Origin of the sequence: Gemmobacter megaterium, assembly GCF_900156815.1 — a bacterium.
Lineage (GTDB): Bacteria > Pseudomonadota > Alphaproteobacteria > Rhodobacterales > Rhodobacteraceae > Wagnerdoeblera > Wagnerdoeblera megaterium.
Genome location: NZ_FTOT01000001.1, coordinates 660059 through 679628, shown reverse-complemented (window position 1 = coordinate 679628; position 19570 = coordinate 660059). Strand labels below are relative to the sequence as shown.

General features: G+C 64.8%; 24 protein-coding genes and 1 tRNA gene. 17 read left to right on the top strand and 8 right to left on the bottom strand.

Translation table 11 applies throughout. The features are described from left to right. Window positions 1-105: 105 nt before the first annotated feature. Complete coding sequence (locus BW970_RS03165) at window positions 106-1602, bottom strand: CoA-acylating methylmalonate-semialdehyde dehydrogenase (RefSeq protein ID WP_076528563.1); 1497 nt, start codon at window positions 1600-1602, stop codon at window positions 106-108. A gap of 99 nt (window positions 1603-1701) precedes the next feature. Here BW970_RS03165 and BW970_RS03160 point away from each other — a divergent pair, with 99 nt between their 5' ends. The 3 genes from BW970_RS03160 to coaD all read left to right on the top strand — a co-directional run bounded on the left by BW970_RS03160 (window position 1702) and on the right by coaD (window position 3690). Further along, window positions 1702-2592 carry a LysR family transcriptional regulator gene (locus tag BW970_RS03160; protein ID WP_076528562.1) on the top strand — a complete coding sequence of 297 codons (891 nt, stop codon included), beginning with the start codon at window positions 1702-1704 and terminating at the stop codon, window positions 2590-2592. Between the two features lie 49 nt (window positions 2593-2641). Continuing rightward, entirely contained in the window at window positions 2642-3076 is a 435-nt protein-coding gene (locus BW970_RS03155; RefSeq protein ID WP_076528560.1) for a CBS domain-containing protein, read from the top strand. 107 nt (window positions 3077-3183) lie between these two features. Beyond that, the gene (coaD, locus tag BW970_RS03150; RefSeq protein ID WP_076528558.1) at window positions 3184-3690 is read left to right on the top strand and encodes a pantetheine-phosphate adenylyltransferase; all 507 of its coding nucleotides are present in this window, start codon (window positions 3184-3186) and stop codon (window positions 3688-3690) included. A 132-nt stretch (window positions 3691-3822) separates the two neighbouring features. Here the strand turns inward: coaD and BW970_RS03145 are convergent, their stop codons facing one another. Together BW970_RS03145 and BW970_RS03140 are read right to left on the bottom strand one after the other, a co-directional pair. Continuing rightward, entirely contained in the window at window positions 3823-4695 is an 873-nt protein-coding gene (locus tag BW970_RS03145) for a DMT family transporter (protein ID WP_076528557.1), read from the bottom strand. A 76-nt stretch (window positions 4696-4771) separates the two neighbouring features. Then, entirely contained in the window at window positions 4772-5158 is a 387-nt protein-coding gene (locus BW970_RS03140) for a DUF2147 domain-containing protein (protein WP_076528555.1), read from the bottom strand. A 163-nt stretch (window positions 5159-5321) separates the two neighbouring features. Between BW970_RS03140 and hisA the strand changes: the two genes are divergently transcribed. Then, window positions 5322-6041 (top strand): 1-(5-phosphoribosyl)-5-[(5-phosphoribosylamino)methylideneamino]imidazole-4-carboxamide isomerase, encoded by a 720-nt coding sequence (gene hisA, locus BW970_RS03135; protein ID WP_076528553.1) that lies wholly within the window; start codon window positions 5322-5324, stop codon window positions 6039-6041. 86 nt (window positions 6042-6127) lie between these two features. On the opposite strand, the gene BW970_RS03130 is transcribed toward hisA, so the two are convergent. From BW970_RS03130 to BW970_RS03110, 5 genes are read right to left on the bottom strand one after another with little or no spacing between them, the layout of a single operon-like run. Beyond that, window positions 6128-6745: a TetR/AcrR family transcriptional regulator gene (locus BW970_RS03130; RefSeq protein WP_076528551.1), complete on the bottom strand. Its 618-nt coding sequence runs from the start codon at window positions 6743-6745 to the stop codon at window positions 6128-6130. Beyond that, window positions 6738-7607, bottom strand: a complete 870-nt coding sequence (ppk2, locus tag BW970_RS03125; protein WP_076528549.1) for a polyphosphate kinase 2 — start codon at window positions 7605-7607, stop codon at window positions 6738-6740. Before ppk2 ends, BW970_RS03130 begins: the two co-directional genes overlap by 8 nt. A gap of 56 nt (window positions 7608-7663) precedes the next feature. Then, window positions 7664-8260 carry an HD domain-containing protein gene (locus BW970_RS03120; RefSeq protein ID WP_076528548.1) on the bottom strand — a complete coding sequence of 199 codons (597 nt, stop codon included), beginning with the start codon at window positions 8258-8260 and terminating at the stop codon, window positions 7664-7666. 19 nt (window positions 8261-8279) lie between these two features. Continuing rightward, the gene (locus tag BW970_RS03115; protein ID WP_076528546.1) at window positions 8280-8513 is read right to left on the bottom strand and encodes a hypothetical protein; all 234 of its coding nucleotides are present in this window, start codon (window positions 8511-8513) and stop codon (window positions 8280-8282) included. Window positions 8514-8525: 12 nt separating this feature from the next. Beyond that, window positions 8526-9185, bottom strand: a complete 660-nt coding sequence (locus BW970_RS03110) for an alpha/beta hydrolase (protein ID WP_076528544.1) — start codon at window positions 9183-9185, stop codon at window positions 8526-8528. Between the two features lie 180 nt (window positions 9186-9365). Here BW970_RS03110 and iscR point away from each other — a divergent pair, with 180 nt between their 5' ends. From iscR to BW970_RS03045, 13 genes are all read left to right on the top strand, one after another. Continuing rightward, the gene (iscR, locus tag BW970_RS03105) at window positions 9366-9827 is read left to right on the top strand and encodes a Fe-S cluster assembly transcriptional regulator IscR (protein WP_076528542.1); all 462 of its coding nucleotides are present in this window, start codon (window positions 9366-9368) and stop codon (window positions 9825-9827) included. 103 nt (window positions 9828-9930) lie between these two features. Continuing rightward, window positions 9931-10980, top strand: a complete 1050-nt coding sequence (locus tag BW970_RS03100; protein ID WP_076528540.1) for a cysteine desulfurase family protein — start codon at window positions 9931-9933, stop codon at window positions 10978-10980. A gap of 38 nt (window positions 10981-11018) precedes the next feature. Further along, window positions 11019-12539 (top strand): Fe-S cluster assembly protein SufB, encoded by a 1521-nt coding sequence (gene sufB / locus BW970_RS03095; RefSeq protein WP_144038875.1) that lies wholly within the window; start codon window positions 11019-11021, stop codon window positions 12537-12539. Continuing rightward, window positions 12539-12754, top strand: coding sequence for a hypothetical protein (locus BW970_RS03090; RefSeq protein WP_076528538.1), 216 nt, complete (start codon window positions 12539-12541; stop codon window positions 12752-12754). The genes sufB and BW970_RS03090 overlap by 1 nt, the downstream gene beginning before the upstream one ends. A 10-nt stretch (window positions 12755-12764) precedes the next feature. Beyond that, on the top strand, window positions 12765-13076 hold the full coding sequence (locus BW970_RS03085) for a heavy metal-binding domain-containing protein (RefSeq protein ID WP_076528536.1): 312 nt from the start codon (window positions 12765-12767) through the stop codon (window positions 13074-13076). After that, entirely contained in the window at window positions 13069-13731 is a 663-nt protein-coding gene (locus BW970_RS03080) for a hypothetical protein (protein ID WP_308469312.1), read from the top strand. Before BW970_RS03085 ends, BW970_RS03080 begins: the two co-directional genes overlap by 8 nt. 108 nt (window positions 13732-13839) lie before the next feature. Next, the gene (locus tag BW970_RS03075) at window positions 13840-14337 is read left to right on the top strand and encodes a hypothetical protein (protein WP_076528535.1); all 498 of its coding nucleotides are present in this window, start codon (window positions 13840-13842) and stop codon (window positions 14335-14337) included. A gap of 131 nt (window positions 14338-14468) precedes the next feature. Then, complete coding sequence (sufC, locus tag BW970_RS03070; RefSeq protein ID WP_076528533.1) at window positions 14469-15224, top strand: Fe-S cluster assembly ATPase SufC; 756 nt, start codon at window positions 14469-14471, stop codon at window positions 15222-15224. Beyond that, window positions 15224-16516: a Fe-S cluster assembly protein SufD gene (gene sufD, locus BW970_RS03065; protein ID WP_076528530.1), complete on the top strand. Its 1293-nt coding sequence runs from the start codon at window positions 15224-15226 to the stop codon at window positions 16514-16516. The genes sufC and sufD overlap by 1 nt, the downstream gene beginning before the upstream one ends. 164 nt (window positions 16517-16680) lie before the next feature. Next, window positions 16681-17181 carry a YIP1 family protein gene (locus BW970_RS03060; protein ID WP_076529202.1) on the top strand — a complete coding sequence of 167 codons (501 nt, stop codon included), beginning with the start codon at window positions 16681-16683 and terminating at the stop codon, window positions 17179-17181. Beyond that, window positions 17178-17741 (top strand): YIP1 family protein, encoded by a 564-nt coding sequence (locus BW970_RS03055; protein ID WP_076528528.1) that lies wholly within the window; start codon window positions 17178-17180, stop codon window positions 17739-17741. Before BW970_RS03060 ends, BW970_RS03055 begins: the two co-directional genes overlap by 4 nt. Window positions 17742-17749: 8 nt before the next feature. After that, complete coding sequence (locus BW970_RS03050) at window positions 17750-18970, top strand: cysteine desulfurase (protein ID WP_076528526.1); 1221 nt, start codon at window positions 17750-17752, stop codon at window positions 18968-18970. A gap of 301 nt (window positions 18971-19271) precedes the next feature. Beyond that, a tRNA-Arg gene (locus BW970_RS03045) sits at window positions 19272-19348 on the top strand. Window positions 19349-19570: the final 222 nt, after the last annotated feature.

Genomic DNA, 19570 nt, shown 5'->3' with positions numbered 1-19570 from the left:
CAACCCCAGGCCGCCCTGCTGTTTCATCTTGCTGCAAATACCCTCGGGGGGTGAATTGGCCGCAGGCCAAGAGGGGGGCAGAAAGCCCCCCTCACGCCCGTTCCGTCAGTCCATGGCCTTGAAGTTGAACTCGCCACCTTCCTTGATCCCGCTCGGCCAGCGCGAGGTCACGGTCTTGGTCCGGGTGTAGAACCGGAACGCATCGGTGCCATGCTGGTTCAGGTCGCCAAAGGCCGATTTCTTCCAGCCGCCGAAGGTGTGATAGGCCAGCGGCACCGGAATCGGCACGTTGATCCCGATCATGCCGACGTTGACGCGGTTCGCAAAATCGCGTGCCGTGTCGCCATCGCGGGTAAAGATCGCGGTGCCGTTGCCGTATTCATGGTCCATCGCCAGCTTCAGCGCCTCTTCATAGGTCTTGGCGCGGACGGTGGAGAGGACAGGCCCGAAGATCTCTTTCTTGTAGATGTCCATGTCGGGCGTGACATGGTCAAACAGATGCGGGCCGACAAAGAAGCCATCCTCATAGCCTTGCAGGCTGAAATCGCGGCCATCGACCACCAGTTTCGCGCCTTGCTGCACGCCGGTTTCCACCAGGTTCAGGATGTTCTGCTTGGCGGCGGCGGTAACGACAGGGCCATAATCCACATCGTTTCCAGCGGTATAGGGGCCGACCTTCAACTTCTCGATGCGCGGCACCAGCTTTTCGATCAGCGCATCGGCGGTCTTGTCGCCCACCGGAACGGCAACCGAGATCGCCATGCAGCGTTCGCCCGCCGCGCCATAGCCGGCGCCGACCAGCGCATCCGCCGCCTGATCCAGATCGGCATCGGGCATGATGATCATGTGGTTCTTGGCACCGCCAAAGCACTGCACGCGCTTGCCGTTGGCGCAGCCGCGCGAGTAGATGTAATGCGCGATCGGGGTCGAGCCGACAAAGCCGATGGCCTGGACCGTTTCGTTGTCAAGGATCGCATCAACCGATTCCTTGTCGCCGTTGATCACCTGCAACACGCCATCGGGCAGTCCGGCTTCCTTGAACAGGGCGGCCAGCATCATCGGCACCGACGGGTCACGCTCCGACGGCTTGAGGATCATGGCGTTCCCGGCGGCCAGGGCAGGGCCCATCTTCCACAGCGGGATCATCGCGGGGAAGTTGAAGGGCGTGATGCCCGCCACCACGCCCAGCGGCTGGCGCATCGAATACATGTCGATGCCGGGGCCTGCGCTGTCGGTGAATTCGCCCTTCAGCAGATGGGCGGCACCGATGCAGAATTCGATCACTTCCAGACCGCGCTGCACATCGCCCTTGGCGTCGGGAATGGTCTTGCCATGCTCGCGGCTCAGCGCCTCGGCCAGCTTGTCCATGTCGCGGTTCAGCAGGTCGACCATCTTCATCATCACGCGGCCGCGGCGCTGCGGGTTGGTGGCGCCCCAGGCGACCTGTGCCTTGGCGGCATCGGCCACGGCGGCGTCCAGCTCTGCCTTGGAGGCCAGGGCAAGCTTGCCCTGAACTTCGCCGGTGTGCGGGTTGAAGATGTCGGCAGTGCGGCCCGAGCCTGCAACCTGCTTGCCGTTGATCCAGTGTCCGATGTCATACATGGGGAGCCTCCCTTGAAACTGCGCGCACTCTAGTCTTGCAGAACTGCTGGGTGAAGGGGCAATACAGCAAAAGGGTTTTGCAGTTTTGCAGGGGTGGTGATGGACTGGGATGATCTGCGCGTCTTTCTCGCCGTGGCGCGGGCCGAAAGCCTGTCGGGCGCGGGTCGGGTGCTGAAATGCGATGCCGCCACCGTGGGGCGACGGATCGCGCGGCTGGAAGAGGGGCTGGGGGCGAAGCTGTTCATCAAGTCCCCGCAGGGCTATGCGCTGACCGATGCCGGGGGGCGGCTGATGCCCCATGCGGAGCAGGCCGAACAGGCGATGGCGGCGGCCAGCGAGGATCTGGGCGGCGTTGCAGGCCAGTTGACGGGGCAACTGCGCATCGGGGCACCGGATGGCAGTGCCAACTATCTGTTGCCGCAGGTCTGTGCGGCGATCTGCGATGCCAATCCGGGGCTGGAGATCCATATCGTCGCGCTGCCGCGCGTGTTCAACCTGTCGCGGCGCGAGGCGGATATGGCCATTGGTGTGTCGCCCCCGTCGGCGGGGCGGCTGACCGTGCAGAAGTTGACGGACTATCATCTGCATCTTGCGGCGCATCGTGACTATCTGGCGGCGCATCCGCCGATCCGGTCGCGTGGCGATCTTCGGGGTCATCGGATGATCGGCTATATTCCCGACATGATCTTTGACAAGGAACTCGACTATCTGTCTGTCACGGGGATGGACTCCGTCGGGTTGGGGTCGAATTCGGTGTCGGTCCAGATGCAGATGGTCCGGGCGGGGGCGGGGCTGGGCATCGTGCACGACTTTGCGATTCCCGCCTGTCCGGGGGTGGTGAAGGTGCTGCCGGACGATATTGCGCTGACGCGCAGCTTCTGGTTGATCCGCCATGCCGATGATCGCCGCTCTGATCGGCTGAACCGACTGGCCGAGGCCCTGGCGCAGGGGATTCGGCGCGAGGTCGCCCGTCTGGAAACGCTGGCTTGACAGAATCGCCCCGCTGGGCCGACGCTGGTTGAAAGAGGGGGGCCAAGCCATGCTCGTGCAACAGATTCTGAATGCCAAGCCTGATCAGTCGGTTGTCACCGTGCCACCGGGATCAACCGTGCGCGAGGCGGTCGAACTGCTGGCCGCGCGCCGGATCGGGGCTGTGGTCGTGTCCTCCGACGGGGCCCGGATCGCCGGAATCCTGTCAGAACGCGACGTGGTGCGCGAACTGGGCCGTCAGGGGCCAGAGGTGCTTGACCGGCCCGTTGACAGCCTGATGACCGCCGCCATCACCACCTGTACCCGTGGCGCCACGGCCCTTCAGGTGATCGAACTGATGACACAGGGACGCTTTCGCCACCTGCCGGTGGTCGAGGACGGGCGCATGATCGGCATGATTTCCATCGGCGATGTGGTCAAGGCGCGGCTGGATGAACTGGCGATGGAAAAGGATGCGCTGGAAGGCATGATCAAGGGCCATTGATCTGAAATCGCCCAGTGTTCAATCTTTGCTTGCAAAGACCTGAGCAATAATGTTGCGTATGCAGCATTGCGGCGGCACTTGCGCTGCGCGACAGCAGGGAGGTGGCCATGCGGATTGGTCTTTACCCAGGAACTTTCGACCCGGTCACTCTGGGGCACATGGACATCATCGAGCGGGCCACGCTGTTCCTTGACCGTCTGGTGATCGGTGTGGCGATCAACCGCGACAAGGGGCCGCTTTTCACGCTCGAAGAGCGGGTGGCCATGCTGGAGGCCGAGGTGGCGACGCTGACCGCCCGGACCGGAACCGAAATTGTGGTGCATCCGTTCGAGAATCTGTTGATCGATTGCGCCCATGATGTGAATGCGCGCGTCATCGTGCGCGGCCTGCGCGCGGTCGCGGATTTCGAATACGAGTTCCAGATGGTCGGCATGAACCGCGCGCTGGACAGCTCGATCGAGACGGTATTCCTGATGGCCGACGCCCGCCGCCAGGCGATTGCCTCGAAACTGGTCAAGGAAATCGCCCGGCTTGGCGGCGATGTGTCCAAGTTCGTACCCAGCCGGGTGAACGATCAGATGCGCGACCGATTCGGCCCCGTAAAGGCCCGGTGATCCGCAGCGGCTTGCGCCCGCTTGCGGGCGCATCACGGGTCGGCCGGTACTCTGGCGGCGTGTCCATGGTCCGGTATCCGGCCTGACTGTGGCGGGGCCGGGCTGTTGGAGCCGACCCCTTGGGCAAGGTGATCAGGCCCGGCGTCGGGCGCGTTCGATCAGGCCAAGCCCCAGCCCGATCAGGGCCATTCCGGCCAGATGATGCGGCTCGGGCAGGAACCCGGTCAGCACGGCCGCCATGACCAAGGCACTGACTGGGATCAGGAAGGTCACGAGCGAGATCGCCACCGCGCCCGCCGATCCGACGATGCGGAAATACAGCAGATACGCCAGCGCCGTAGAGAGCACGGCGACCCCAAGCAGCGCGCCCCAGGCGCCGGGCGATGGCATCGGCAGCGTCCAGGGCTGCTCCACCACAAGGGCAAACGGCAGCAGGATCAGGCTGGAACAGGCCACTTGGCCGAATGCGGCTTGCAGTGGCACCACCCCAAGGCGCCCGAAGCGCTGGCCCCAGACCGCCGCAAGGCCGTAGGAACAGGCTGCAACAAGGCACAGCCCGATCGCCACCTGTGTGCCGCCTTCCACCGTGCGTCCCAGCATCACGGCAACCCCGGCCACACCGGCGGCGACCCCTGCCAGACGCAGGCCCCCCAGGGGCGCCCCGGTGACGCCGCGCAGCCACAGCAGGGTGAACAGTGGCGTAGTGGCATTGAGAATGGCCGCAAGACCGGCCGAGATCTCGCCCTGCGCCAAAGCGAACAGGGTAAAGGGGATCACGTTGTTCAACAGCCCCATGACCGCAAAGGCGGCCCAGACTTGCGGCCGCTTTGGCCAGCCCGTGCCGACCGCGCGCAGGACCACGGCCAGAACCAGCGCCCCAAGCCCGACACGCCCCAGAACGATGGTCAGCGGCGGCAGCTCGGGCACCAGACGTTCGACAAACAGAAAGGAACCGCCCCACAGGCAGGACAGCAGGATCAGGCGGGTCCAGTCGGCGCGGCTCATGGCAAGTCTCCGGTCGGTGATGCTGGCCCGTCATGCCTGCCTGTCGGGGCCAGCGCGACCCGGAAGCTGCGCTTTGCTACTTGATGCGCTGCCAGGTCTGTCTGGAGCACAACAGCCCACCCGCGATGCACCCTGCCAGCCGCAGACTGTTTCCGGCATGTTCGATCTTGCCGACATAGATCTTGTCATTGGACGGGCGCCAGACCTGCCCCTGGTATTTGCCGCCGCCTTGCGGAACCATGCCGATCACCAGTTGCTTGCCGATGTTGGGCGATTTGTATTCGCCGCTTGCATCGAATGTGCGTTTGATGGTGCCACAGATCGCCTGGCCGCAGGGGGCGAGCTGGACATGGGCATAGGCGCCATCGTCGGCTTCGGTCTGCCACAGCCCCTCGACGGGATCGGCGGCAAGGGCGGGCGTGGCCAGCAAGACCAGCGCCGCGGCGCGCAGGATGTGCTTCATGGTGTCCTCCGGGCGGCGTATCGCGCCGCTGCCGACACGATCCCGCAGCGGCCCGAGTCGGGCAAGCCTGACGTGACTTCCCCTGCGGGCGCCTGTTGCGCTTGGCATCCCGCGCAACCCGTGGCAAGAGGCGCGGGCCGAGACCCGGAACGGAGCCCAAGCCATGATCCTCTATCCTGCCATCGACCTGAAAGACGGCCAATGCGTGCGCCTGTTGCGTGGCGAGATGGACGCGGCAACCGTCTTTGGCGACGACCCGGCGGCGCAGGCGGCGGCCTTCGTGGCCGCAGGATGCCAATGGCTGCATCTGGTGGATCTGAACGGCGCCTTTGCAGGCCGTCCGGTGAACGCGGCCGCCGTCGAAGCCATTCTGGCGCAGGTGGATGTACCCTGCCAGATGGGCGGGGGCATCCGCGACATGGCGACCATTGCCATGTGGCTGGACAAGGGGCTGGCCCGTGTGATCCTGGGAACAGTCGCCGTTGAAAACCCCGATCTGGTGCGCGAGGCTGCGCGGGCGTTTCCGGGCAAGGTGGCCGTCGGAATCGACGCCCGGAAGGGATTTGTCGCAACCCGTGGCTGGGCCGAAGAAACCGGCGTGCAGGCGACCGATCTGGCGAAAAGCTATGAAGATGCGGGCGTTGCCGCGATCATCTACACCGATATCGACCGGGACGGCGCCATGAAGGGCCCGAATATCGAGGCCACGACCGCGCTGGCGCAGGCCGTGGCGATTCCGGTCATCGCCTCGGGCGGGGTAAGCCGCATGGCGGATCTGATCGCGCTGCGTGACACCGGGGTGATCGCCGGGGCGATTTCGGGGCGGGCATTGTATGATGGCGCGATCGACCTTGGTGACGCCATCGCCGCGCTGAGGGCCTGAGCCACCGTAAAACTGGCCGGGCGGGCGATCGCCGCCCCCCGAGGATATGTGGCACAAAGCGAAGGGGCAGGGGACCGGCAGGCGGATCAGCGATCCGGGGGCAACAGCCCAAGGCCGCGCAGATAGATGCCGATGCCGGTTTCCAGCAGATCCTCGGGCGCGAACGGCGCGCGGGTGCCGGGGCGGCCCCGCGCATTCAGCTCGACGATACCATGGCTCATGGCCTGGACATGGGCGGCGAACATGGCGGCGGGCGGGCGCCGCTCGGGCGGCAGATGTTCCGACAGTTTAGCGGCCGCAGCCTCTTGTGTGGCGCGGGCGCGATTGGCGGCGCGGGCCAGTTCGGGGTGGCCGGCGATGTTCACGCCGCTTTCGAACATGGCAACGTAATGGCCGGGAAACTTGCGCGCAAAGGCCAGATAGGCGCGGCCCGTCGCCTCGAAGGCAGCAAGCGCCGAGGGGTGGCCGCCGTTGTAGGCGTGGTCCATCACATCGGCGAAGATCTCGAAGCCCTGGCGCGCGGCCTCTGCGATCAGGTCTTCGCGGCCCTGAAAGTGGCGATAGACGGCGGCAGGCGTGACGCCGGCCTCTTTCGCCGCTTCGGACAGGGTAAAGCCGGTCGGCCCCTTTTCCTCGATCAGCTTCAGCGATGCATCGACGAGCGCCTGGCGCAGATTGCCGTGGTGGTAGCCCTGCTTAGCCATGCCAGAGGTCGGGGCCACCGCAGATGGCCGGATCGGGCAGACCGATGGCGGAACGGTCCGATCCGGCATAGTCCAGCGCGCCCAGCACGGTCTGCATCACCGCAAGGCGGGCGCGGTTCTTGTCGTCGGAACGGATCACCGTCCAGGGTGCGGCCAAGGTATGGCTGCGGTCCAGCGTTTCGCGGATGGCTTTGGTATAGTCGTCCCAGCGGGAGAGACCGTCCACGTCGATCCGGCTGAGTTTCCATTGTTTCAGCGGGTCGGATTCGCGGTCGAGCATCCGGCGCAACTGTTCGGCGCGACCGACATTGAGCCAGATCTTGACCAGCCGGATCCCCTCGTCCACCAGGGTTTCCTCGAACCCCGGCAACTGGTGGAAGAAATGTTCACGCTGCGCCGGGGTGCAAAAACCGAACACATGTTCGACGACGCCGCGATTGTACCAACTGCGGTCAAAGATCGCCATTTCACCGGCGGCGGGCAGCCAGTCGATGTAGCGCTGGAAATACCACTGTGTCGCCTCGCGTTCGGTGGGCTTGGGCAGGGCGACGGTATAGGCGTGGCGCGGGTTGAGATTTTCCGTCAGGCGGCGGATCGAGCCGCCCTTGCCCGCGGCATCCCGGCCCTCGAAGATCACGATCAGGCGGCGTCCGGTTGCGCGCAGATCGGATTGCAGCTTGACCATCTCGATCTGGAGCGGCTTCATCGCGCGGTCGTAGTCGGCCCCGTCCATCACGCGCGGGTAGGGATGCACCGGCGACAGGATGTCTTTTTTCCGGGCATCTTGCAGGGCGGCGCGGATGTCGGCGGGGGCCTCGGTCGCGGCATAGCGGCTGATGGCGCCGTCAAAGGGCAGATCCATGGGCATCCTCCGGTGAATAGGGTCAGTATCGCCGGAACGGCGGCGGTGGCAACGGGTCAGCGCGAGGTGAACCAGCGGTCGAGCAGCGGCGCAAGATGGGCCCAGATGCCGGGGGCGCCGCGCGCGACCCTGTGGCCGACGCGGGTTTCCAACTGATCCCGCGTGACGGCATACTCAACCCAGGTGCCGCCGTCGGAGGCCAGATTCTGCATCACGGGCTGCACCCGGTCCAGGGATTTGGCAAAGACGGCATCCGGGGTTTCTGCGGCTTCGAATTCTTCCCACAGCGCGCGGAACTCTGCCGCCTGATCGGAGGGCAGCAGACCGAAAAGGCGGTCGGCTGCGGCCCGTTCCTGTGCCAGCAGGCCGGCAGAGCCGTGCGACTGGCCGTCATTGGCGTGGATCGGCGTATCGCCGGTGTCGATTTCCACCAGGTCGTGGATCAGCAACATGCGGATCACGCGGGCGATATCAACGCCGTCTGCCGCCTGATCGGCCAGCACCATGGCAAACAGCGCGACATGCCAGCTATGCTCGCCCGAGTTTTCCCGGCGCGAGCGGTCGGCCAGGGTTCCGGCACGCAGCACGGATTTCAGCTTGTCGGCCTCGGTCAGAAAGGCCAGTTGGGCGGCAAGCCGGGCGGGATCGGTCACGACGCCTCCTCCTTGGCGGTCAGCCGTTGGTCTGCGGCGCGTTGAGCCGGGCGAGTTCGGCCATGAAGAATTGCCGCCCCCGCAGTTCGGCCAGACGCAGGCGCATCGAGGTGAGGAAGGCCTCTTCCATCGTGGGGGACAGCGCGCCGATCGCCTTGGCCACCCGTTCGTGCAGCCGGTCGTCGCCGGTTTCCTGCATGGCGGCGTAGACATCGGCCGACAGGGTATCGACCAGTTCCTCGATCAGGGCCATGGCGTCGCAGTCCTAGCGGGTGGTCTCTGTCAGGCGGCGTTTCACATAATCCGAGACCTCGCCGATCATCGGTTTCATATGTGCCTCGTCATCCTCGAAGAAATGTCCGGCGCCCTCGATCTGGGTATGGGTGATCGTGATGCCCTTCTGCTCGTGCAGCTTGTTCACGAGGTTGACGGTGTCCTTGGGCGGGGCCACGCGGTCGGCGGCGCCGTTGATCACCAGACCCGAGGCCGGGCAGGGGGCAAGGAAGCTGAAGTCATACATGTTCGCCGGAGGGGCGACAGAGATGAAGCCCGTCACCTCGGGGCGCCGCATCAGCAGTTGCATCCCGATCCAGGCGCCGAAGCTGAACCCCGCAACCCAGCAATGTTTCGCGTTGGGGTTCATGGATTGCAGGTAATCCAGCGCCGAGGCCGCATCGGCCAGTTCGCCGATTCCCTGATCATATTCGCCCTGGCTGCGCCCGACGCCGCGGAAATTGAACCGCAGAACCGTGAAGCCCAGATTGTAAAAGGCATAGTGCAGGTTGTAGACCACGCGGTTGTTCATGGTGCCGCCGAACTGCGGATGCGGGTGCAGCACGATCGCAATCGGCGCGTCGCGGTCCTTTTGCGGGTGGTAGCGGCCTTCGAGGCGGCCTTCGGGGCCGGGGAAAATCACTTCGGGCATGGGGGCTTCAGTCTTCCCTTTGGCGGCGCGGCGGTTGCGGTTGACGGGTCGCGGCGCATACTTTAGAATCGTTCCAGGTAACCGGAAGGCTTCCGGCCGGTCCCTGATTGAGTTAAGCGTCAAGCCGTTCGTCGTCAATGGTGCGCCGGGCCGTCTGGCCCAGGTGCAGGAGAGTGTTGCATGAAGCTGTCGACCAAAGGGCGCTATGCGATGGTGGCGCTGTCCGATCTGGCGCTGCATCCGGGCGAAGGGCGGGTTTCGCTGGCCGAGATCTCGCGGCGGCAAGACATTTCGCTGCCCTATCTGGAACAGTTGTTCGTCAAGCTGCGCCGGGCCGGGCTGGTGGAATCGGTGCGCGGGCCGGGGGGGGGCTATCGGCTGGCCCGCACGCCCGATGCGATCCGTGTGTCCGAGGTGCTGGAGGCGGTCGAGGAAACGGTGGATGCCACGCATACCGGGGCCGGGGCCTCGGGGGGGCAATCTGGTAGCCGGGCCCAGTCGTTGTGCAACCGTCTGTGGCAGGGGCTGAGCGCGAATGTCTATGTCTATCTGCATCAGGTCCGGTTGTCGGATGTGGTGCAGAATGCGCTGACGCCATGCCCGGCGGTGCCTGAACTGTTCCGGGTCGTGGACGAGGAGTGAACAGGGCGCGGCTTGTGGCAGCTTGTCCATGGGCGTCTGAACCGACGGCGTGCCCCTGGCAACCGTCGCAGGGTATTTTTGGCAAGATGAAAGGGCGTTGCGGGTGAAGGCGCGCGTCTATCTCGACTGGAATGCGACGACGCCGCTGCGCGATGAGGCGCGGCTGGCGATGGTTGCAGCGATGGATGTGACGGGCAACCCGTCGTCGGTCCATGCCGAGGGGCGGGCGGCCAAGGCGCTGGTCGAGCGGGCGCGTGCGCAGGTTGCCACTGCGCTGGGGGCCGAGGCGGCGGATATCGTCTTTGTCAGCGGTGCGACCGAGGCGGCGGCGTTGGCCTGCGCCGGGCGCGGGCTGGTCTGTTCCGGGATCGAGCACGAGGCTGTCTCGGCCTGGTGCGATGCGACGCTGGTTGCGGATGGTCTGGGCCGGGTCATGGTGCCGGATCCGTCCTGTGCCGCGTTGCAACTGGCCAATTCCGAAACCGGGATCGTTCAGGATCTGCCTGCGGGGCTGGCGGTGTCGGATCTGACGCAAGGGTTTGGCAAGGTTCCGTTCGCCTTTGACTGGTCGGGGATCGCCATGGGGTTTGTGTCTGCCCACAAGCTGGGCGGCCCGAAGGGGATCGGGGCGCTGGTGCTGCGGCGCGGCCTGGACTTGCCGGCGCAGCTGAAGGGCGGCGGGCAGGAGATGGGGCGCCGTGCGGGAACCGAGAACCTGGTCGGAATCGCCGGATTCGGTGCTGCGGCCGGGGCGGCCGCGCGGGATTTGGCCGATGGGGTCTGGGAACGTGTCGCTGGAATTAGAAATATTCTAGAGTCAGCATTGTCAGGCGGCAAAAGCGGGACTATTTCAGTCGGGCATGACGCGCCTGCGCGATTGCCCAATACCCTGTGCCTTGTCACGCCGGGGTGGAAAGGCGAGACGCAGGTGATGCAGATGGATCTTGCGGGCTTTGCCGTTTCGGCAGGCTCGGCCTGTTCCAGCGGCAAGGTGCGGGCCAGCCGGGTGCTGCGCGCCATGGGGCTGGACGAGGTGGCTGCGGCTTCGGCCGTTCGGGTCTCGCTGGGGCCTGCGACGGTGGAACAGGATGCGTTGCGCTTTGCCGAGGTCTGGGCTGCCGCCCGGACACGGGCCTTGGCGCGGATGGAATGATGGCGCCTCGGGCGCGATGAAGGGGAATGCAGATGGCGATGGCCGATCAGGTGGAAGCCCAGACCGAAGTCCGCGACGGCGTGGACCGCGAGACGATCGAAACCGTCCAGGCCATGGCCGGGAAGTACAAATACGGCTGGGAAACCGAGATCGAGATGGAGTTCGCCCCCAAGGGGCTGAACGAGGACATCGTGCGGCTGATCAGCGAAAAGAACGGCGAGCCCGACTGGATGCTGGAGTGGCGTCTGGCCGCCTATCGCCGCTGGGTGCAGATGGAAGAGCCCCGCTGGGCCATGCTGAACTATCCCGAGATCGACTATCAGGACCAGTATTACTACGCCCGTCCCAAAAGCATGGAGGCCAAGCCGAAATCGCTGGACGAGGTGGATCCCAAGCTGTTGGCGACCTATGAAAAGCTGGGCATTCCGCTGAAGGAACAGATGCTGCTGGCCGGGGTCGAGGGCGCCGAGGGCGATCCGCGCCGCGTGGCGGTCGATGCGGTCTTTGACAGCGTGTCGGTGGGCACCACCTTCAAGGACGAGCTGAAAAAGGCCGGGGTGATCTTCTGTTCGATCTCCGAGGCGGTGCGCGAGCATCCGGAACTGGTGAAGAAATACCTTGGCACCGTGGTGCCGCAGTCGGACAATTTCTTTGCGACGCTGAACAGCGCGGTGTTTACCGACGGATCGTTCGTCTACATCCCCGAAGGCGTGCGCTGCCCGATGGAGCTGTCGACCTATTTCCGCATCAACGCAGAAAACACCGGGCAGTTCGAGCGCACGCTGATCGTGGCCGAAAAGGGCAGCTATGTCAGCTATCTGGAAGGCTGCACGGCGCCCAAGCGCGATACGCACCAGTTGCACGCCGCTGTGGTGGAAATCGTGATCCTGGAAGATGCCGAGGTGAAATACTCGACCGTCCAGAACTGGTATCCGGGCGACGAGAACGGCAAGGGCGGCATCTACAACTTTGTCACCAAGCGCGCCGATTGCCGGGGTGATCGGGCCAAGGTGATGTGGACGCAGGTGGAAACCGGCAGCGCGATCACCTGGAAATATCCGTCCTGCATCCTGCGCGGCGATGACAGCCAGGGCGAGTTCTATTCCATCGCCATCGCCAACAACGCCCAGCAGGCCGATACCGGCACCAAGATGGTGCATCTGGGCAAGCGCACCAAGTCGCGCATCGTTTCCAAGGGGATCAGTGCGGGCCGGGCGCAGAACACCTATCGCGGGCTGGTGTCGATGCACCCCAGGGCGGTGGACAGCCGCAACTATACCCAGTGCGACAGCCTGCTGATCGGCGACAAGTGCGGGGCGCATACGGTGCCCTATATCGAGGTGCGCAACAACTCGTCCCGCGTGGAGCATGAGGCGACCACCTCCAAGGTGGACGACGACCAGCTGTTCTACTGCCGGTCGCGCGGGATGGACGAGGAAGAGGCGGTGGCGCTGGTCGTCAACGGCTTCTGCCGCGAGGTGCTGCAAGCCCTGCCGATGGAATTCGCCATGGAGGCGCAAAGCCTGGTGGCGATCAGCCTGGAGGGTAGCGTGGGGTGATGACGGCTCCGTTCCGGCGCAGATCCAACGGGACAGGCTGGGAACCCGCCACGGCGAAGGGCTGGGCGATCATGCTGGGCTTTGTCGTATTGGTGGTAGCGCCGTCGCTGGGGCCGGGCTGGCTGGATGCCGGATGGGCGCTGGCCGGGTTCTTCGCCTATGTCGCTGTTCTGACTGCGGGTTTCCTGTTGTTGTGCCATCGTCTGAGCGCGTGAGAGGGCAAACATGATTACCACTACCACCCCCACCGTCGAAGGCCGCCCCGCCCGCGAATATCTGGGCATCGTCACGGGCGAAGCCATTCTGGGCGCCAATATCTTCCGCGATCTGTTCGCCAGCGTGCGCGACATCGTGGGCGGGCGGGCAGGCGCCTATGAGCAGGAACTGGGCAAGGCCCGGCGCACCGCCTTGGCGGAAATGCAGGACGAGGCGCGGCGGTTGGGTGCCGATGCGGTGGTGGGCGTGGATCTGGATTACGAGGTGATCAACAATATGCTGATGGTCTCGGCCAGCGGCACGGCGGTGCGCCTTGGCTAAGGGTGCGGCACAGGGGCGGCACGAGGCCCGCGCCATCCCTGCGGCACAGGATGGCGCCGCGCCTGCGGCAGTGCAGCAGCGCCCTGAGCTGACCTTGCCGCAAGCCGAGGCGGCGCTGGTGCGTGCCACCTATGACCAGGCCGGGGTGATCCTGGAATATGGCTCGGGTGGGTCCACCGTGATGGCCGCTGAAATGCCGGGCAAGACGGTGTTCAGTGTGGAATCCGATCATGGCTGGCTGACCATGATGGAAGGCTGGTTCGCGGCCAACCCGCCTGCATCGACTGTGCGGATGCATCATGGCGACATTGGCCCTACGGGGGCCTGGGGCCGCCCGGCGGATGAGACGACCTTTCGCAAATGGCCCGGCTATGCGCTGTCGGTCTGGGATCGGCCGGATTTCGTGCAACCCGATGTGGTGCTGATCGACGGTCGCTTTCGGGCCGCCTGTCTGATGACCGTAGCGTTGCGCACGACCCGCCCGGTGACGGTGCTGTTCGACGACTACACCGAGCGCAAGCCCTATCACACGGTCGAAACCCTGCTGCCGCGCGCCGGAACCGTCGGCCGCATGGTCCGCTTTGAGGTGGCGCCGATGGCGCTGCCGCCCGAACGGTTGCAATGGCTGGTCGGCCTGTATCAGAGGCCGCTGTGATCGACATGCAAAGTGTGCTCTGGCCCGAAAACAATCGCCTTTCGCCACGGGTTTGCCCAAGTCGCGGGTCACAACCGCAACATGTGCAGCCCTTGGCAGGAGCCGATCATGTTGGACCACCAGAAGATCTTTGCCGCCCGGTTGGAGCGGATCGCCTCCCATGCGGGCAACACCAATGCGACGCTGCATATCGGCATGGCCGACCAACTGCCGCAGGCCGCCCTGAAACGTGCGGTGCTGGGCAAGGCGCGACCGAGGAAATCCGGTCTTGCGCTGCTGTCGTTGCCGCTGGCGCTGGCGAGCGGCGCGGTGGCCTGGGTCTGGGCGCAATGGTCGGTGCCGGTTCTGTTGCAATCGCAGGAACTGTGGGTCGCCTTGCTGGCCTCCGGGGTCATGGTGCTGTTGCTACGTCTGGTCATCGGGCTGCGTGGGCCGCTGACCCTGGCGATGCAGTTGATTGGCGTGGCGCTGGCCGTCGCGGGGTTGCACAACGCCGTGCACCTGTGGCCCGAGGCATTCGCCATGCTGTTTTCGCCCGACTGGGTGCAGGAGGTGCTGGCCACCACCCGGCCCATGTCGCTGTCCCTGGGCGCCCTGCTGCCCTGATCCCTGCCAGGCCGCTGTCGGGCGGTCATCTTCATCAGGGGCGCCGCCATCATGCGGGCGCCTCTTTCCACCATTCGGGGTGCTGCCAACCGGCAGGCGCCCCTTTCCGCATTTCCTGAAAGGACCGCATCATGCTGGAAATCCGCAACCTGCACGTCAAGCTGGAAGACGAGGACAAGCCCATCCTGAAAGGGGTGGACCTGACCATCGAGGCCGGCAAGGTCCATGCCATCATGGGGCCGAACGGCTCGGGCAAGTCCACGCTGTCTTATGTGCTGTCGGGCCGGGATGGCTATGAGGTGACGGACGGCGCGGCCCTGCTGGAGGGCGAGGATCTGCTGGAGATGGACCCCGAACAGCGCGCCGCCGCTGGCCTGTTCCTGGCGTTCCAGTACCCGGTCGAAATTCCCGGCGTGGGTAACATGACCTTTCTGCGCACCGCGCTGAATGCACAGCGCAAGGCGCGCGGCGAGGACGAGATCAGCGCCGGCGATTTCCTCAAGCTGGTGCGCGAAAAAGCCAAGGCGCTGAAGATCGACGCCGAGATGCTCAAGCGTCCGGTCAATGTGGGCTTTTCGGGCGGCGAGAAAAAGCGCAACGAGATCCTCCAGATGGCCATGCTGGAGCCCAAGATGTGCATCCTGGATGAAACCGATTCCGGCCTGGACGTCGATGCGATGAAACTGGTGGCCGAAGGGGTGAACGCCCTGCGCTCCGAAGGGCGGGCCTTCCTGGTCATCACCCATTACCAGCGTCTGCTGGACCATATCAAACCGGATGTGGTGCATATCATGGCCGATGGCCGCATCATCAAGACCGGCGGGCCGGAACTGGCGCTGGAGGTCGAGAACAACGGCTATGCCGATCTGCTGGCGGAGGCGAAGTGATGGGTCTGCCGAAAGCCAAGCAAGAGGCGCTGGAGGCCCGGCTGGACGCCGCGCCCCGGCCCGAAGGCGGCAAGTGGATCCGCAAGGCGCGCGACGATGCGCGGGCCCGGCTGACCGCGATGGGCCTGCCTGCGAAACGCGACGAATACTGGCGCTACACCGACCCTACCGGGTTCAATGCGCCGGTGCCCGCCGCAGCGGCGCTGTTTGCGGGCGTTCCCGAGCCGATGCCCTTTGAAGGGTTCGAGCGGGTACGGCTGGTCTTTGTCGATGGCGTGTTCGACCCGGATCAATCCGACCGCCCCGAACTCGCCGGGGTCGAGATCACCCGGCTGGCCGAAGCGGCGCAGGTGGATATCCATTGGGCGCGGGATTTGTATGGCGTGCTGGAAACCCGCGGACAAACCCCGGTGGCCCGCCCCTTTGCCGTGCTGAACACCGCGATTGCCGAAGATGGCGTGCTGATCCGCGTGACGGGCAAGGCCGCGCGCCCGGTGTCGCTGGTCTATCAGCACAGCTCCGAAACATCGGATGCCGTGTTGCACCATGTGATCCGGCTGGAACCGGGCGCCGAGATGACGTTGTTGGAGAATGGTCCTGGCGCGGCACGGCTGAACAAGGTGATGGAGGTGGATGTCGCCGATGGCGCGCGGTTCCACCACATCCGCACCATGGGCCGCGACCACCAGCGCCGTGCCGTGACGCATATCTTTGCGCGTCTGGGCACGGAGTCGCTGTTCAAGTCGTTCACCATGACGGCCAATGGCCGCATGACCCGCAACGAGGCGGTGATCGAACTGCTGGGGGATGATGCCGTGGCCCATGTGGCGGGCGCCGCCGTGGGCGATGGCGAGTTCCACCATGACGATACGGTCTTTGTGACCCATGCGGCCGAGCGGTGCGAAAGCCGGCAGGTCTACAAGAAGGTGCTCAAGAACGGCGCGACCGGTGTGTTCCAGGGCAAGATCCTGGTCAAACAGGGCGCGCAGAAGACCGATGGCTATCAGATCAGCCAGAGCTTGCTGCTGGATGGCGACAGCAACTTTCTGGTCAAGCCAGAGCTGGAAATCTATGCGGATGACGTGAAATGTTCGCATGGATCGACCTCGGGCGCGATGGATGAAGAGGCGCTGTATTACCTGCGCTCGCGCGGGGTGCCGAAATCCGAGGCCGAAGGGTTGCTGGTGCTGGCGTTCCTGGCCGAAGCGATCGCCGAGATCGAGGACGAGGCGATCGCCGAGGAGATCCGCAGCCGGGTGGAAAACTGGCTGGCGCGGCATCAGCGCGCGTGATCCTTGCACCGGCGGCCCTGCGGCGCGCCGGTGGCAATCACGGCGGGCGCGGCGGCTGCGCCCGGCGATATGTCGGCGACGCGCTTGTGGGAGGGGTGTCGCTTGGGTATTTGGGGCAAGATGAAGCTGCACATCCGGGGCGCAGCGGGACGGGGGCAGGTCTCATGTCGGTGACGCAGCGCATTCTGGCAAGTTGGCGCCGCCCGCAGGCGGTGGTGCGCGAGTTGCTGGCTGCGGGGCAGCGCGAGGACCGGGCGCTGGTGATATTGATGGTGGCCTGTCTGATCATCTTTGTGGCGCAGTGGCCCGCCCTGAGCCGCGCCGCCTATCTGGACGAGTCGGTTCCGCTGGATGCGCGGCTGGGCGGCGCCCTGATGGGGACGCTGTTTCTGCTGCCGCCTCTGGCCTATGGGCTGGCCGCGATCAGCCATCTGGTCGCGCGGGTGATGGGCGGGCAGGGCACATGGTATGGTGCGCGGCTGGCCCTGTTCTGGTCGCTGCTGGTGATTGCGCCGCTGATGCTGTTGCAGGGGCTGGTGCTGGGCTTTGTCGGTCCCGGTCCGGGGGCGTCGGCGATGGGACTGATCGTGCTGGCAGGCTTTCTGTTCCAGTGGGTGAATGCGATGATCGCGGCCGAGGCGTCGCGCGGGGAGACTGGGCAATGAACGGATCCGATTGGGTTGCACTGGCGCAGGAAGCCCTTCGTGATCCACGCCGCAGCGCGCAGCGCATCGCTGGCTGGCCGGTACCGGATCAGGCCGTCTGGCTGGCCTATGTGCTGGTGGCGGCCCTGTCGGTCCTGGGACTGTTCGGGGCGATGCTGCTGTCGGGACTGGGGGCGGCGGACCTGCCGCAGCCTGTCATGGTGCTGGGCATGCAGTTGGGCTCGATGCTGCTTCTGGCCGCGGTGCTGGCGCAGGCCGGGCGGATGTTCGGGGGGGCGGGGAATTTTGCCGGGGCATTGCGCATCATCATCTGGATTCAGGCGCTGATGGTGATGTTGCAGGCGGTTCAGCTTGTGGCGATGGTGGTCTTGCCGCCGCTGGCGGGGCTGCTCAGCCTGGTGTCTGTGCTTTTGATCGCCTGGGTGGCCACTGGCATGGTGGCGGGGCTGCATGGGTTCAAGTCGCTGCCGTTGACCTTTCTGGGCATCATCATCGCCATGCTTGTGGTCGGCTTCGTGTTGTCGCTGGTTCTGGCGCCATTCATCTCGATTCCGCAATGAGGACGGCCATGTATGACATTTCTGCCGTACGCCGCGATTTTCCGATCCTGTCCCGGCAGGTGAACGGCAAGCCGCTGGTCTATCTGGACAACGGTGCCAGCGCGCAGAAGCCGCAGGTTGTGATTGATGCGATGACACGGGCCTATTCGATGGAATATGCCAATGTGCACCGTGGGCTGCACTATCTGTCCAACCTTGCCACCGAAAAGTACGAGGCCGTTCGCGGCACGGTTGCCCGCTTTCTGAATGCGCCGCATGAGGATGAGATCATCTTCACCACCGGCACGACCGAGGCGATCAACCTTGTGTCTTACGCATGGGCGGCGCCGCGGCTGGAGCCGGGGGACGAGATCGTGCTGTCGGTCATGGAGCATCACGCCAATATCGTGCCCTGGCATTTCCTGCGCGAACGGCAGGGTGTTGTGCTGAAATGGGTCGAGGTCGATGCCAATGGCGATCTGGATCCGCAGGCGGTGATCGACGCCATCGGCCCGCGGACGCGGCTGGTGGCTGTCACGCAGATGTCGAATGTGCTGGGCACCGTGGTCGATGTCGCCGCGATCTGCGCCGGTGCGCGGGCGAAGGGCGTGCCGGTTCTGGTCGATGGCTCACAGGCTGCGGTTCACATGCCGGTCGATCTGTCGGCGCTGGGATGTGATTTCTATGCGGTGACCGGGCACAAGCTCTATGGGCCGTCAGGGTCGGGCGCGATTTGGATCTCGCGGGCGCGCCAGGCCGAGATGCGTCCGTTCCTGGGCGGCGGGGACATGATCCGCGAAGTCACGCGCGATACGGTGACCTGGGCCGATCCGCCGATGAAGTTCGAGGCCGGAACGCCGGGGATCGTTCAGCAGATCGGCTTCGGGGTGGCGCTGGACTATCTGATGGCGCTTGGCATGGAGAATGTCGCCGCGCATGAACGGCAGTTGCGCGACTATGCCCGCGACCGGCTTGCCGGATTGAACTGGCTGACGGTGCAGGGAAACTCTGCCGGCAAAGGGGCGATCTTCAGCTTTACCCTGCAAGGGGGCGCCCATGCCCATGATGTTTCGACGATTCTGGACAAGCGTGGTGTGGCTGTCCGGGCGGGCACGCATTGCGCCATGCCGCTGATGGCCCATATGGGCGTGGGCGCGACGTGCCGGGCGTCTTTCGGGCTCTACAATACCCTTGAGGAGGTCGATGCGCTGGTTTCCGCGCTGGACCTTTGCCACGAGCTGTTTGCCTGATCCAGTTCCGGCGGGTCCACCGGCCTGCCCGAGCGGGGCTGTCGTCCTCGCCGCGCAGGGCCAAGGGTTTTTTCCCGCACACCATTGCGGCTGCCGATTTAGACCGCTATAGACATGCTCAGGCACCCGTAGCTCAGCTGGATAGAGTGTCGCCCTCCGAAGGCGGTAGTCAAGTCTGGTGAAGGTTGAAGGCGCTGGGAAAAGGAACTGATTTAACAATGGCTTGAGTGAATGTCGGGTTCGCTCTTCAAGTAGCCAAAAAACTCGCGTAAGCATGACGTAAGCACCTCGCGAACGGTATGCACCCGTAGCTCAGCTGGATAGAGCGCCGCCCTCCGAAGGCGGAGGCCAGAGGTTCGAATCCTCTCGGGTGCGCCATTTTTCCCATAAAAATCAAAGTATTATCAATTCTCTCTTTTTAAGAGATGTTGCTTACGCGGCGAATCCACGTAAGCAATGATGCTCATTTATCTTTCTATAACAATATCTTGGACCTGATCTTGCTTTGCCTCGATCTCAGGCAAGCCCCTCGGCAGCCAGCGCGTTCGCGATTACGGGCTGCACGCCTCTGTAAGCCAGGCCAGTAACCACCCGTGGATC